Origin of the sequence: Acinetobacter genomosp. 33YU, from assembly GCF_001990725.1 — a bacterium.
In the GTDB taxonomy this organism is placed as follows: domain Bacteria; phylum Pseudomonadota; class Gammaproteobacteria; order Pseudomonadales; family Moraxellaceae; genus Acinetobacter; species Acinetobacter seifertii.
Genome location: NZ_LFZQ01000002.1, coordinates 62,534 through 76,585 on the forward strand (window position 1 = coordinate 62,534; position 14,052 = coordinate 76,585).

Consider the following 14,052-nt stretch of genomic DNA (forward strand, 5'->3'; position numbering starts at 1 on the left):
GCATTTGTATTCGTTTCTTGTTGGCTCATGCCTCACCCCAATTGTTACTAATTTGTGAATTTTTGTTAAAACAAGTTTATATATGAATTGTAAAGATAGTTTTAATAAGGATCAATTTATTTTTAATTATTTAAGTTAATAAAATCAGTTCCTTAAATAAAATAAAATACCTAATTAACTTTAAGTCAGGCATATAAATTTAATTAATCTTTATAAAAATGAAATAAAATCAAGAAAAATGTATAAATATATTAAATTAAACTAAACAATAAGTATTTTTAATATATTTATGACTTAAAATTCTAAATGTATTTCTAATAATTATTTCGAATAAAAAAACAGAATTAATTTTCTATCATTACATATGAATATTTTCTTAAAACATATAAATTACAAAAAAATAAATTTAAAAAAAATCAAGAAATATTTGCATCTTAGATTAAAAAAATATCACTTTTTTTCCAAAAAAATTGATTTTAATCACATATATATTTATTTAAAAAATTCTAGTAAATTGGCAGTATTATTAAATACCACCACTTATTTGTTTTATTTTTTTAACTCTAAATTAATTTATTTTTCACTCTTTTTAATGAATGCTTCAGAAAAGCAAGCTAATATAGCATCTCTTTTCTCTAAGCTTAAAAGCCGAATAATTGTACCTTTAGTCATCTATGAAAATAATTTGTCATCATTAAATAATATATTGCCTTGTAACATTCAAAGTAAGCTATAGATTTCATTAGTCAGCCATTTTCTGTACCTTATCGCGGTCTGAAAAGCATTTGGACAGTTATTTTTAGTTTCAAAAATGGCTTTAAATATTAAATAATATGGCTCTTCTACATCAGTATGTAAATAATAAAGCTTTTTGAGCTTATCTATCCCGCTTGTGTATTGCTCATACTCGACAAATTCACGTGAAGAGACTAGGAATTTACATATAAGAGTATTCCTCAAACAGAATAAGTCTGATGCGAACTTTCATCACGGTCTGCTAGAACCGACTGGTAATGTTGCCTGTAGGCAAGGAATAGTGCCCAAATTTATTGGCGTCAAGCACACAAAATGACATTTGTTTTAAATTAGATCATTAAAAAAGTAAGGCTAAACAATGAGTAGGTTATTGTTAAATTGGGTTTATAAAATAGATATAAAAAGCTGAATCTATTTATATAATCAGCCTACTGAAGGGATCTTATGTTTCAGTAGGCTGGTGAAAACCATCAAAAATAAAGACAGAAAGATTTAACCTGTAGAAAGTTTAGTTAGACCCAAATATTGTGCGACTCTTGGAATTTTACTAAAGCAAAACTTTTCGAGTAATAAAACAACAATTAAGGTTAAACCCAGTAACGGCAGTATTATGCCTATAGTTATGATTAATACTTTCAATGATAGGCTTAGGCGGTAAGGTAAACTTATAGGTGGAGCACCTAGCTCATGTTGTGGTTTCCGCTTTATCCACATCAGTAGTCCACTGATACTCACTAAAATTAGAGCAATGACAGTAAAAACACCAATCATAAGATTCAGTAAACCAAACATTTGACCTTCATGAATCGCAACGCCATATCCAATCAAACGATCAAGCAGCAGTTTATTTGCAAATGTCTCATGTTTAATCATGTTTCCATGTTCATCAAAAATAAACGTTTCTCTTAAAGGCCTATTTTGAGTTTGTGATGAAATGCTCCAAGTTCCTGCCATTGCACCTGAAGGTTGAATTTGTATAGGTGGCTGTAGTTTGAAAGTATCAACTTTTGAAATTAAGTCGTCCAGTATATGTGCCTGTTCAACATTCAATCGAGTGGTTTGGGATACCATCATATGATGATGCTCAGATTGCATATGTTTAACAGCTTGGTCGAACTTTTGTTTTTGATGGTGTGATTCTTCTTTGCTACTGGTTGTCCAATCTTGCTGAACTATAGTTGGAGCAGACCATTGTCGAATATTTTTTAGCATCCCACCCCATGAAGCTGTCCACGGTAATCCTGAAATGAGTAGAAATATCGTAAAAAACGCTACCCAAAAACCTGTCACCGCATGGATATCTTTCCAAAAGGCACGGCCTTTACGGTTTAATCGCGGATAGACCATACCTCCAAATGAAAGCTTGCCACCTTTGCCCAACCATAAATAAATACCTGTCACAATCATGATAATGGTCCAAGAGGCAGCAATTTCTACAACTCTAGAACCATTATCACCCAGCATTAGCTCTCCATGTAAATGAAAAACCTGTCTGGTAAATTGATCATCTTGATTAATGATTTTCAAAATTTCTAAAGATTCAGGATGAATATAAACTTTATAAACTTCTGCATTTTTCGCAACTAAAACACGAGTTGCAGAATGCTCATTTGGCCCAAGTTCTACCGCAGAAAAAATAGAGTTTGGTACTGCTTTTAAAGCCGCATTCACCTGAACTGATGGCGACTTGGCTTGATGAATAACCAAATTGTTATATGGTCGATCAATCCACTCATCAATTTGTGGTTTAAAAAGATAAATTAAACCTGTAAGTGAAAGCCATAAAATAAAAGGTATACAAAATAAGCCGGCATAAAAATGCCATCGCCATACTGTTGTGTAACTTAACCCTTGTTTTGGGTTTTTCTGTGTATGTATTTTCTGCTCTGTACTACGCTGTATCATCTGCATAGTGCGACCTCCATAGAAAAATACAGCGATTAAGACTAAAAGCTAAATCTCTGTATTTTTTACTCATTCAACAAAATGCAAGATTAAAAGGTGTATTTAGCGCCAACGGTGACTGCTAACGGCAATGCATAACTTGGAACAGTACCTGAACCTGAGGTATTTACACTGCCATCGGCCAGATAACTTAACCCTTGATCATAGTAAGATGTGTCACCAATATTTTGAGCAATCAGGTACAACTTTAACTTGTCATTGGCTTGATAATTGACACTAATATCTGCTGTCAGTGCGCCATCATTTTTCTGGGTATGTGCTGTATTGTTCCAGTAGTCAGGGAAATCTCTGAGTTGTAAAGCGATATTGAGTTTGTCTGTTGCTTGCCATGCAGCTCCAGCACTCACATTCCACAAAGGAATTTGACCAAGTTGTTGTCCAGTCGGTGTCACAGAAGCCGGATTAGTGGTCGAAACCAGTTCTGCTTTAGTTCTTGTATAACCAGCGTTTAAACTAAGCCTGTCAAATATCTGCCAGTTTGCAATAAGCTCAAAGCCCTGCATTTTTGCATCACCAGCATTAATGTACTGTTTCAAGGTTTGAGCTGAAGTAACGCCCGTACCACAGTAGTTATTGACCACTGAACATCCTGTTTTTACAGTCGCATAGTCAATATAGTTATTTACTTTGTTGTTAAAATAAGTGCCTGACAAACTAAAGTCTTGGTATTTGAAATCGAAACCAGCTTCAGCACCCTTGTTGGTTTGCGCCATTAAATCTGTATTTGGAATGGTATACCCCGTCCCACTCACAAAACTACGATACATTTGATTTAGCCCAGGCGCAGAAAAGTTTTTGTACGCAGCAGCACGTAAATCTAACATATCATTGACTTGATATTTTAAACCTATACGTGGATTAAAATGATTTGATGACTGATCTGGCAATGCATTATTAATATCACTGCCGCGATAATTTCCATAGGTTTTTGCATCGCTTGCTTTCCAATAGTCTTGACGTAAACCTAAGGTAATATCTAAAGGAATAACAAATGGTCTATACACTCCCTGAGCAAATATTCCCGCAAATTGGTGATTTGCTTCTGCAGTAATATTCCCCTGATATCCTGAAGCATTATAAATATTTAACGGATCTTTAACTCCAATTTGGCGGTAGTCCACACCAACTTTTAAGTCTGTTAAGTTCCTCCAAGCAGTTTGCAAATACATCGATGTTCCAAAGCTATCGTATTCAGCTTTTTCTTTTTGACTCACGAACGGCGTGCCATTATTTGGTGTTGCTAAGGTGTAACCATTGTTTGAAGCGTTCTGAGTCTCCATTTCGGTATATTGATACCAACCCAGCAGATTCAAGGAAGTGTCTTTGGTAATATCAGTCTTACCACCTAAAGAGGCTCGATAGGTATTCCACTGGTTATTTGCTAAAGCATATGTCGAATGGTCTTCACTGGTTTGGCTAGCTTGCAAAGTCAAAAAATATTGTGAGAAGTCTGTAGGCGTATAAGTTGTCTTAAAATAAACATTATCTGTCTGCGACTGGGTTGTTGTCATTGCAGGATGTCTATATTGCTCTGGTATTTGTTGATAGCCATCCGATCGACTTCCGTCGTAACTTAGCCCGACTTCCCAATGATCATCAATTTTATAGCCCGTACTTATGCCATAACTTTGACTATCAAAACTACCGGCACTCACACTTAACTCTGTTTTATTTTCAGGATGGCGAGTAATAATATTAATTACCCCACCCATCGCCATATTTCCCCACAAGCTCGTTGCACCGCCCCCTCGAATGACTTCAATTCTTTCAACTTGATCCTTTGGAATTTGCGCCCAATTGATTGTACGAAAGTATGGATCATTGACTGGAATGCCATCGAGTAACACAAGCGTTAAGCCATTGGTTGAAGTGCCAAAACCACGAATGTTTAGCATTTGCCCTGTAGGATGAATTTGTGTTGATGGCCGTGCAGGCACAACAATTCCTGGAATTTTATTAATAATTTGATCAATGCTTGTTTCTGGCGCATTTGAAATTTGTGTCCGCGTCAATACAGTTGTACTGATGTCCATATCTTTTAGCGCAGTACCACGACTCGCCATAACGGAAATTGTTGGTAATTGATCAACAGACTTTGCTGTTTCATTTGTGATTGATGGAGTGGTCGCTTCAGCATGAGCTTGTTGTATACCTAGCGTGATCAAGCTCATCGCAATAGTTAAAGCTTTAGGCAAATAATGTTGTTCAGTAATATTCATAAAATAACCCAATTCGGATCAGAATTTTTCAATACGATGACTCCATACCAAGCCTTATTGAATGTCGTTATACGACTCAATAGACTCAAGTAAGGAAAAATAATGAATTAGATCAATTTCATACAAGTTGTATAAAATTAAATCGCGAACTGAATTTTTGGGGGAGCTCTATTCTGGAACAAATAGAAATAGAGTTTTTGATGTAACTTAAAGAAATATGCTGTTAGAGCAACTAGAACGGGTTCATAAAGCAAAATACTCAGTAAAATGAGTAAACAACTCAGTAATACTGGATTAAATTGATGTCCAAGAAGTAAACAGAATTTACACGATAAGCTATTAGCATGCTGATCATTAGCAGAAGTATCAGAGGCTTTTATATGGTTGATAAGCTTTGAATGCTCTTCACTTTTTACATGTACTGTATGCTTGACTGAAGCCTGTGTATGATGCATTTCATGTGCTTGATGACTAGAAATTGATGGCATTACACTTACACTAGCCAACTGTTCACAAATACCGAAATTTAGCTCAGGATGTTTTACAAGAATAGGCGTAATAAAAACAGAAAGCTGCATTAGCCATGCAAAGATGGCTAAAAAAATACAAGCAGTCCGATGATTCAACATACGCAATGTACAAAAAATGAAACAGGCAGATTATAAAGATTTTTTTAATTATTGTTAGATATATTTATCTCAATTCATTTGATTACTAATTGTGGCTAATTAAGCTTATAAAATAGCAAAAAATCAAAGTTTTATAAAAAAATTGATTTATGCCTTTAAGAAATTAGATTTTTTGTTATAGTGTTGCGCAAGTGATTTCCATAAAGTGATTAATTGGGTGTCAATGGTTTTAGGCAGATTGCTTGGTTTAGCAGCAATCTTGTTACAAATCGCTGTTTTCTTACAGCCATTACTACCAGAGAAATATCAAGTTTCTCCAGTATGTGAGACTATTGTCCAAGCACTGCAATTCAATCACTCTTCAGAGCAGCATTCTCACCATTCAATGCATCATGATGATTTATCTCATCATCAAATGCATGATATGACCTCTTCTTCCGTCACCAAAGCTGAAGCGAAGCAAAATACGACACATCATCATGATGCGGGTCATCAATGTCAGTACTGTGTTGTTTACAGTCACGTATTGCCTTTGCCAGATCTGGATTTAAAACAAATTCTGGTCAGAATTCAGGTTCGGTTTCTTGCTTTTCTAGAAAACTTTTTTCATGTTTTCTTTAAGCTTCAACAGCTTTTTCTTATTCCCCAAGGCCGCGCCCCACCTTTATTGCTATCAGTCTAACTTGATACTCAAAACTTTATGTTTTGAAAAAAATATATTTTTCAAGAGATTATAGTAATGCTTTCTTTTCAAAATCATGCTCTTAAACAGGTAGAGATAACTACAACTGTCGTTTTAGCAAATCAAATAAAATTTGAGGTGCTCGTATGACTCTAGGTTTAACAGCACTTGAATTGGCTCGAATCCAATTCGCATTTACCGTTTCATTTCATATTATTTTCCCTGCAATCTCGATTGGTCTTGCAAGCTTCCTTGCTGTTTTAGAATGGCGTTGGCTGCGTACCAATGACGCTATCTATAAAGATCTTTTTAAGTATTGGGTCAAAATCTTCGCGGTTGCATTTGGAATGGGCGTTGTCTCTGGTGTGGTCATGAGCTATCAATTTGGAACCAACTGGAGCGAATTTTCAAGATTTGCAGGTGGAGTTACAGGCCCTTTACTCACCTATGAAGTTCTTAGTGCTTTTTTCTTGGAAGCCGGTTTCTTAGGAATTATGCTGTTTGGCTGGGGTCGTGTGGGTAAAAAAGCTCACTTCTTCGCAACGCTTATGGTTGCGATAGGTACCTGTATTTCAATGTTCTGGATTTTATCTTCAAATAGCTGGATGCAAACTCCTCAAGGGTTCTCAATTGAGAATGGCATAATTGTTCCTCAAGACTGGTTTGCAATTGTATTTAACCCTTCCTTCCCTTATCGACTTGCGCATATGGCAATCGCAGCTTTTATGGTTGCAGCTTTACTTGTAGCAGGTACTGCAGCTTGGCATTTAATTAAAGGTCGCCGTGATGAGTTAGTAAAAAAGTCGTTTTCTATGGCTCTTTGGCTGATTTTAATTTTAGCGCCAGTACAAATCTTTGTCGGTGACGCACACGGTTTAAATACCTTAGAACATCAACCAGCAAAACTTGCAGCAATGGAAGGTCATTGGGAAACCAATCATAACGAGGGAATGCCGCTGTACTTATTTGGTATTCCAGATATGCAAGAAGAACGCACTAAGTATGCGATTTCAATTCCAAATCTTGGAAGCTTAATTCTTACTCACTCCAAAGACGGAAGCGTAAAAGGTTTGAAAGATTTTGCACCAGAAGATCGTCCGAATTCGACTGTAGTATTTTGGAGTTTCCGAATTATGGTCGGGCTTGGCATGCTTATGCTGCTTTTGGCACTTACAGGATTATGGCTAAGAAAAACTGGCAAGCTTTATGAGAGTAAATGGTTTCATCGCTTCGCTTTAGTTATGGGCCCGTCAGGTTTTATTGCTTTACTTGCAGGTTGGTTTACTACAGAAGTTGGACGTCAACCTTGGGTTGTGTATGGGGTCATGCGAACTAAAGATGCATTATCTCCTGTATCTGCCGAACAAGTCGGACTCACGCTCATTATTTTTGTTTTGGTTTATTGCATCGTATTTGGAATCGGCATTTATTACATGCTGAAATTGATTAATAAAGGGCCTGAGTTCATTTATAGCCAAGTTAATGAGGTTGGCGGTGTTGGACACTTTAAAACACCAATGCGCCCTCTAAGTGCAACTGATGAAGATATTGATGATCAAGAACAAGGAGCATCTTCATGATTGATTTATCTTTGATCTGGATTGTCATTATTGCAATTGGCGTATTTATATACGTTGTACTTGATGGTTTTGATCTAGGCATTGGAATCTTGTTTCCTTTTATCAAAGACCAGCAGGAACGCGATGTAATGATGAATACCGTTGCACCTGTCTGGGACGGTAATGAAACATGGATGGTACTTGGCGGTGCTGGTTTGTTTGCGGCATTTCCGATGGTTTATTCAGCAGTTTTATCTGCTTTATATTTACCTATTATTCTCATGGTGATCGCTCTAATTTTTCGCGGTGTCGCTTTTGAGTTCAGATTTAAGGCGAATCGAACCAAATACTTATGGGATGCTGCTTTTATTGGAGGTTCTGTTTTATCAAGTTTCTTACAAGGCGTCATTCTTGGTGCATATATTCAAGGTATCCATGTTATTGACGGTCGCTATGCAGGCGGCGGATTAGATTGGTTAACGCCTTTTTCAGTTTTTACAGGGTTCGGCGTAATCATTGTCTATGCAGCACTTGGTTGCGGCTGGCTCATCATGAAAACTGAAATGCAATTACAAACGAGTATGTATCGCTTAATGCCAAAACTAATTATGACGCTATTGTTAGTTTTTATTGCTGTGAGTGTTTATACCCCATTAGCTCATCCGGTTATTGCAGCACGTTGGTTCAATGCACATCAGCTTCTTTACTTTAGTCCAGTACCTATTTTGGTTGTAGTTTTTACTTATCTCACCATTAAAGCCTGTCAAAAACAGCAAGAATCAATGCCCTTCTTATATACCTTGGCTTTAGTATTTTTGGCCTATACCGGTTTTCTGATTAGCATTTTTCCATACGTTATTCCGCCATCAATTACGATTTGGGAAGCCGCAGCGCCTGCCAATAGTCAATTGTTTGCGCTTATAGGCGCGCTCGTACTTATCCCTATTATCATCATCTATACCATTATGGCTTATTGGGTGTTTAGGGACAAAGTACGTGTAGGTGATGAAGGTTATCACTAAGAGTAAATGACATGAAATTATCGAAATTCCAATGGTTTATTTTACTCTGGGTTGCTGGTTTCTTAAGTCTACTCACTATTGCAATGTTCTTTAGATTACTTTTGCAGCTTGCTTATTAAAGGAGGATCACACAATGGATATGCCCTCCATCATGCAAATGCACGAGCAAGAGTTTGGCTATGAAATTATCAGAGCACGGCGACAAATGAAAATTTCACAAGCCCAACTTGCAAGTAAGCTAGGAATATCAATACGCACTTTAGAAAGTTGGGAAAGAGGAATTAGGCACCCTTCTAAACCGTCTCAAGCACTTATTCGGCTATTTATTAAATCACCCGAATTTGTTTTGAAAAATCTGACCTAACAAGAAAAGACCATGCACAAGCATGGTCTTTTCTTCTTTATTTTTTACTTAATTAAAATTTATCAAGGTACTTAAGCCATCTAGCAAACTTGCCAGTTATTAATGTTATGTTATAACATAACATTAATTTCATAATTTAAGTTCTTAATAATGAATCTTGTTCTCCCAGATATCTCTGCCGAGCCAACTTTACCAAATGCTTATAGTTACCGCCTTGATTGGGTCGGTATGGAAAACATCGCCTTGCCAGTCCGTATTGAAAATACTTTATGCTCAAGTCAGGTCAATGCTTATGTCAGTTTAGATGATCCCTTAGCAAAGGGCATCCATATGTCACGTCTGTATACACGTCTTTTAGAGTTAACATCCCTCGAAAATATTAATATGCTCGATCTAAAATTAGTTTTAGAAGACTTTTTAGAAAGCCATCAAGATTTATCGCAGCATGCAAAAATTGAAATTCACAGTAGCCTTTATATCGAACGACCAGCATTAGTCAGCAAGCTTTCAGGGTGGAAAAGTTATCCTTTTGTTTTGTCATGCCAACTCTTTAATGATCAATTCGAGGCAGAATTAAAAGTCGAGATTCCCTATTCTTCAACCTGTCCATGCTCTGCTGCACTTTCAAGAAATATTATTCAACAACGGTTTGAGTCAGCCTTACAAAACCAAGAAATTCGGCTTGATCCACAAGATATTATGAGCTGGTTAAATACCACCGATGCAATTGCAGCAACGCCACATAGTCAAAGAAGCTTTGCCCTACTTCAATTTAAATTAAACCAAGACTTTCATGAAATTCCACTCATCGCGTTTATAAACCAAGCTGAACTAGCCTTAATGACACCCGTACAAACTGCTGTAAAACGGATTGATGAACAGGCATTTGCTGTTGCCAACGGTCAAAATTTAATGTTCTGCGAAGATGCATTAAGACGACTTTATGGCTCATTTATACATCACAAATATATTCATGGTTTCAAATTTAGAGTGACTCATGCAGAAAGCCTGCATGCACATGATGCTGTGGCTCAAGGGTCTTGGCAGTGGTAGGACATTCTATAACCAACTGAAACTACGCGTTATCGGGTTTAAAAAAACTGTATTTCCCATGAGTTAAATAGTTTCAGCTTATCCCTCTCACCATCTCAACTTAAATAAACTGATCTAAACGGTAATTCCATGCTACGTAAAAACCCATCTGGCCATCTCCCTGTTATTGATCAATCAGCGTATGTCGATCAAACCGCTATTATTTGTGGCAAGGTCATTGTTCATGCCAATGTATTTATTGGTCCTTATGCCGTAATTCGTGCAGATGAAACCGACGAAAATGGAGAAATGGAACCTATTATTATTGGCGCAAATTCCAATATCCAAGATGGTGTTGTGATTCACTCCAAAGCTGGTGCATCAGTTGTGATTGGTGAAAGTACATCAATTGCTCATCGTTCAATTATTCATGGGCCTTGTGAAATTGGTCACCATGTTTTCGTGGGTTTCAACAGCGTCATATTTAACTGCAAGGTCGGTAATTACAGCGCTATTCGCCATAACGCAGTCGTCGACGGACGTGATTTACCGAACCATTTTTATGTTCCCGCAATGAGCTACATCAACCCTAAAACTGACTTAAACCAATACCCTCCGGTTGATATCTCTATCAGTGAATTTTCAGAGAGTGTTGTCTCAACAAACATTGAGTTGGTTAAAGGCTATAAGGCATTACACAATGAGTTTTAAACCCTATTCTAAAATTATTATTCGAGATGCCAATGTAGTGAATGAGGGAAAACAGCAATGTGTAGATGTACTTATTCAAGATGGACGAATCAAAAAAATTGCACCAAGCATTCCTCATGTTGTTAACGCTAAAACCATTCATGCTAACGGAAACTGGCTAATTCCCGGAATGATCGATGATCAAGTCCATTTTAGAGATCCAGGCTCAACCCATAAAGGCAGTATTGCTTCGGAATCTATGGCAGCAGTCATTGGTGGAATTACCAGTTATATGGATATGCCCAACACAAATCCACCAACCCTATCTTTAGATGCCTTAATACAAAAAAAGCAAATAGCCGCCCAATATAGCATGGCAAATTATGCCTTCCATTTTGGAGTAAGTTCTGCAAATTTAGATATTGTTGAACAGCTTAATCCCAAGCTCATCAGCGGTGTAAAAGTTTTTATGGGCGCCTCTACTGGCAATATGTTGGTAGATGATCCACAAGTGCTTGAACGTTTATTTGCAAATGTCCCAACCATTCTTTTAACGCACTGCGAATATACACCGCGCATTAAAGAAAGAGAAAAATTATATTTTGAGAAATATGGTGCAAACATTCCAGCACATATGCACCCTAAAATTCGGGATAAACAAGCCTGTTTTGAGAGTTCACGTTTAGCTGTCTCTTTAGCAGAAAAATATGGAACTCAACTGCATATTTTACATATTAGTACAGCCAAAGAATTATGTTTGTTTAAAGATTTGCCCTTAAATTTAAAGCATATTTCTGCGGAAGTATGTATTCATCACCTTACTTTTGATGAATCAGACTATGCTGCGCTTAGCCATTTAATTAAATGTAATCCAGCCATCAAAACCCAACAAGACAAAGATGCACTTATCACTGCCATCGCTCAAACTAATCGCTTAGATATTATTGGTACAGATCACGCACCGCATACATGGGAGGAAAAACAACAATCCTATTTAAAAGCACCATCTGGCCTACCTTTAGTTCAACATGCTATTCCTGCACTCATGGAACTTGTCGCAGATAAAAAAATAGATATAGAAACAATGGTTAAGAAAACATCGCACCAAGTTGCTGATTTATTTAAACTCAAAGATCGAGGGTATATACGTGAAGGCTACTGGGCAGATTTGGTTCTGCTTAAAGAAAATAAAGAAGCTGTCACTGTTAAAGATCAAAAAAACTATATGCGATGTAACTGGACTCCATTTCAAAACAAAAGCTTTCGCTATGAAGTTGATACAACTATTGTTTCAGGACAGTTGGCTTGGCATCAAAATCAGTTATTTCTAAGTTGTCGAGGTGAAGCATTGGACATAGACAGATAACTCAAGTGAAAATTTAAAAATAATTAAATTAGATGTTATAACTTGTTCAGATTGAACCATAAAAAACCCGCAAAATATTGCGGTTTTTTTTGTAGTGCGTTGAATTACCAATGACCGCGTCCACGGCTATGCATATCAGACCCATGATCGCCATGTGCTTTATTATGATAGTACCCTTTACCATGATGATTGCCATGATAAGCATAAGCTTTACCATGATGCATACCGTGATAAGCATGACCATAACCATGATGTGATTCGCGATAACCATGGTCTTGTCCAAAGGTCGGAGCTGAAAGCGCGATGACCAATGCAGCGAAAATATACTTTAAGCTACTAAGCAAAGATAAGAAGCAACTCAATCTTAAATAATGAAAGCAAAATCTATCAGTAGAATTTTGCTTCACCAATCGGACGAGTTTTAAACCGTCTATGGAACCACATGTATTGTGTTGGGGCGATTCGAATTTGGTTCTCAATAATTTTATTGACGCGTTCAGCATCATTTACTTCGCATTCACTTGGAAAGTTTTCAAGTTTAGGTTCGACGAGCACATTGTATTGAGGGTTTCGAATATCCCCACTTCTATAAAAATATAGCGGTATTGCAACAGCATTTGAAATATCCATAAGTCTACGGTGGGCTGTTACTGTTGCCGCCTGTATTCCAAAGAATGATGCCATCACACCTTGTTTCAAACCAAAGTCCTGATCAGGGCTATACCAGATTGCATGACCATTTTTTAGTTTTGAAATTAAGCTACGCATGTTGTCTTTCGCAATTTGGTTTTTATAAACCCGAGCACGACTTCGATGAATGAGAAAATCCATAAAAGGATTATTTTGTGGTCTATACACCACATCCATATCAAAAAATAAGGTACATGCAGCGCCACCAGCATCTAGTAAAGTACTATGTGTGCCTAACAACAAGATACCCTTATCCCGATTCTGTTCCAGATGTTCCAAGCCTTCTATACGAACTCTTTTTTTAAACCATTCAGGACAATACCAAGCGTTTAAGGCTTCAAATATCCCTATCATGGTGTCTTTAAAGACTAGCTTTGCTTTGGCTTCAATTTGCTCAGGTGTTTTTTCAGGGAAACAAGCTTGTAAGTTTCTTAATGTTGTTTTCCGTCTCGAAGCTAATAATATCCAAGCAATTTTTGAGAAAACCTTTGCTAAACGCCACTGGATTGCCCAAGGCAAGTAAGCAAGAAACATGAGAATAAAAGCTGCGAACCATATACCCCAATATTTTAATGATAGAAAGGAAAATTGAAACTGCCCAGATTGATACTGCGGTTCAGATTTCGTCATACTGTAAATATCTAGAGGTATAGGTCTTCATCCTAACACAGCCCGAATCTACATCCGTTTGCAAAGTGTGTCTTAATATGTAGATTAATTTATTAGAAAAATTTATATAACATGATGACAACCCGACATGTTTACATTTAAAATTACATTATATTTAACAATTACTTATATGGTTTTAGTTATCTAAATTAGTTTATAAATCATAGATAAAAATTAGAAATCCACACCTCGTATGACTTGCAGAAATTCTGAATACTCATCTTCATTTTCAAAAGTAAACTCTACGTCTGAGCCATCTGCGAATCGAACAAGAACAGAACTTAAATCAGAACTGGTTGTAAATTTAACAACTTGTTCAAGATTATAATGTGTTGAACCTACTTGGTAATATTTATATTCTCTTGGCATAACAATGTTCTATTATTTTATGAGATGTCACCACTATAGA

At 36.6% G+C, this 14,052-nt stretch carries 13 protein-coding genes and 1 pseudogene; 7 read left to right on the plus strand and 7 right to left on the minus strand.

Annotated features, from left to right (window positions below; translation table 11 throughout):
* Positions 1-573 precede the first annotated feature (573 nt).
* From AC056_RS19770 to AC056_RS01510, 4 genes and pseudogenes are all read right to left on the minus strand, one after another.
* Positions 574-912: pseudogene (locus AC056_RS19770) on the minus strand (TetR family transcriptional regulator); the annotation flags it as partial.
* Between the two features lie 336 nt (positions 913-1,248).
* Positions 1,249-2,667 carry a PepSY-associated TM helix domain-containing protein gene (locus AC056_RS01500; protein ID WP_081410791.1) on the minus strand — a complete coding sequence of 473 codons (1,419 nt, stop codon included), beginning with the start codon at positions 2,665-2,667 and terminating at the stop codon, positions 1,249-1,251.
* Positions 2,668-2,750: 83 nt separating this feature from the next.
* Positions 2,751-4,940 (minus strand): TonB-dependent receptor plug domain-containing protein, encoded by a 2,190-nt coding sequence (locus tag AC056_RS01505; RefSeq protein ID WP_077162523.1) that lies wholly within the window; start codon positions 4,938-4,940, stop codon positions 2,751-2,753.
* 137 nt (positions 4,941-5,077) lie between these two features.
* Complete coding sequence (locus AC056_RS01510) at positions 5,078-5,569, minus strand: DUF2946 family protein (RefSeq protein ID WP_077162524.1); 492 nt, start codon at positions 5,567-5,569, stop codon at positions 5,078-5,080.
* 223 nt (positions 5,570-5,792) lie between these two features.
* Here AC056_RS01510 and AC056_RS01515 point away from each other — a divergent pair, with 223 nt between their 5' ends.
* From AC056_RS01515 to AC056_RS01545, 7 genes are all read left to right on the plus strand, one after another.
* Entirely contained in the window at positions 5,793-6,251 is a 459-nt protein-coding gene (locus AC056_RS01515) for a DUF2946 domain-containing protein (RefSeq protein WP_039250605.1), read from the plus strand.
* Positions 6,252-6,397: 146 nt separating this feature from the next.
* The gene (locus AC056_RS01520) at positions 6,398-7,831 is read left to right on the plus strand and encodes a cytochrome ubiquinol oxidase subunit I (protein ID WP_077162525.1); all 1,434 of its coding nucleotides are present in this window, start codon (positions 6,398-6,400) and stop codon (positions 7,829-7,831) included.
* Positions 7,828-8,832, plus strand: coding sequence for a cytochrome d ubiquinol oxidase subunit II (gene cydB, locus AC056_RS01525; protein WP_077162526.1), 1,005 nt, complete (start codon positions 7,828-7,830; stop codon positions 8,830-8,832). The genes AC056_RS01520 and cydB overlap by 4 nt, the downstream gene beginning before the upstream one ends.
* Positions 8,833-8,965: 133 nt before the next feature.
* On the plus strand, positions 8,966-9,196 hold the full coding sequence (locus AC056_RS01530; protein ID WP_077162527.1) for a helix-turn-helix domain-containing protein: 231 nt from the start codon (positions 8,966-8,968) through the stop codon (positions 9,194-9,196).
* A gap of 150 nt (positions 9,197-9,346) precedes the next feature.
* Positions 9,347-10,249, plus strand: coding sequence for a GTP cyclohydrolase FolE2 (folE2, locus tag AC056_RS01535; protein WP_077162528.1), 903 nt, complete (start codon positions 9,347-9,349; stop codon positions 10,247-10,249).
* A gap of 129 nt (positions 10,250-10,378) precedes the next feature.
* A complete protein-coding gene (locus AC056_RS01540) occupies positions 10,379-10,939 on the plus strand; it encodes a carbonate dehydratase (RefSeq protein ID WP_077162529.1) in 561 nt (186 codons plus the stop codon).
* On the plus strand, positions 10,929-12,284 hold the full coding sequence (locus tag AC056_RS01545) for a dihydroorotase (RefSeq protein ID WP_077162530.1): 1,356 nt from the start codon (positions 10,929-10,931) through the stop codon (positions 12,282-12,284). The genes AC056_RS01540 and AC056_RS01545 overlap by 11 nt, the downstream gene beginning before the upstream one ends.
* A 104-nt stretch (positions 12,285-12,388) precedes the next feature.
* Here the strand turns inward: AC056_RS01545 and AC056_RS01550 are convergent, their stop codons facing one another.
* The 3 genes from AC056_RS01550 to AC056_RS01560 form a co-directional block, all read right to left on the minus strand.
* Complete coding sequence (locus AC056_RS01550) at positions 12,389-12,628, minus strand: hypothetical protein (protein WP_077162531.1); 240 nt, start codon at positions 12,626-12,628, stop codon at positions 12,389-12,391.
* Positions 12,629-12,671: 43 nt separating this feature from the next.
* Complete coding sequence (locus AC056_RS01555; RefSeq protein ID WP_039250617.1) at positions 12,672-13,604, minus strand: lauroyl acyltransferase; 933 nt, start codon at positions 13,602-13,604, stop codon at positions 12,672-12,674.
* Positions 13,605-13,817: 213 nt separating this feature from the next.
* Entirely contained in the window at positions 13,818-14,012 is a 195-nt protein-coding gene (locus AC056_RS01560) for a hypothetical protein (protein ID WP_004702621.1), read from the minus strand.
* Positions 14,013-14,052: the final 40 nt, after the last annotated feature.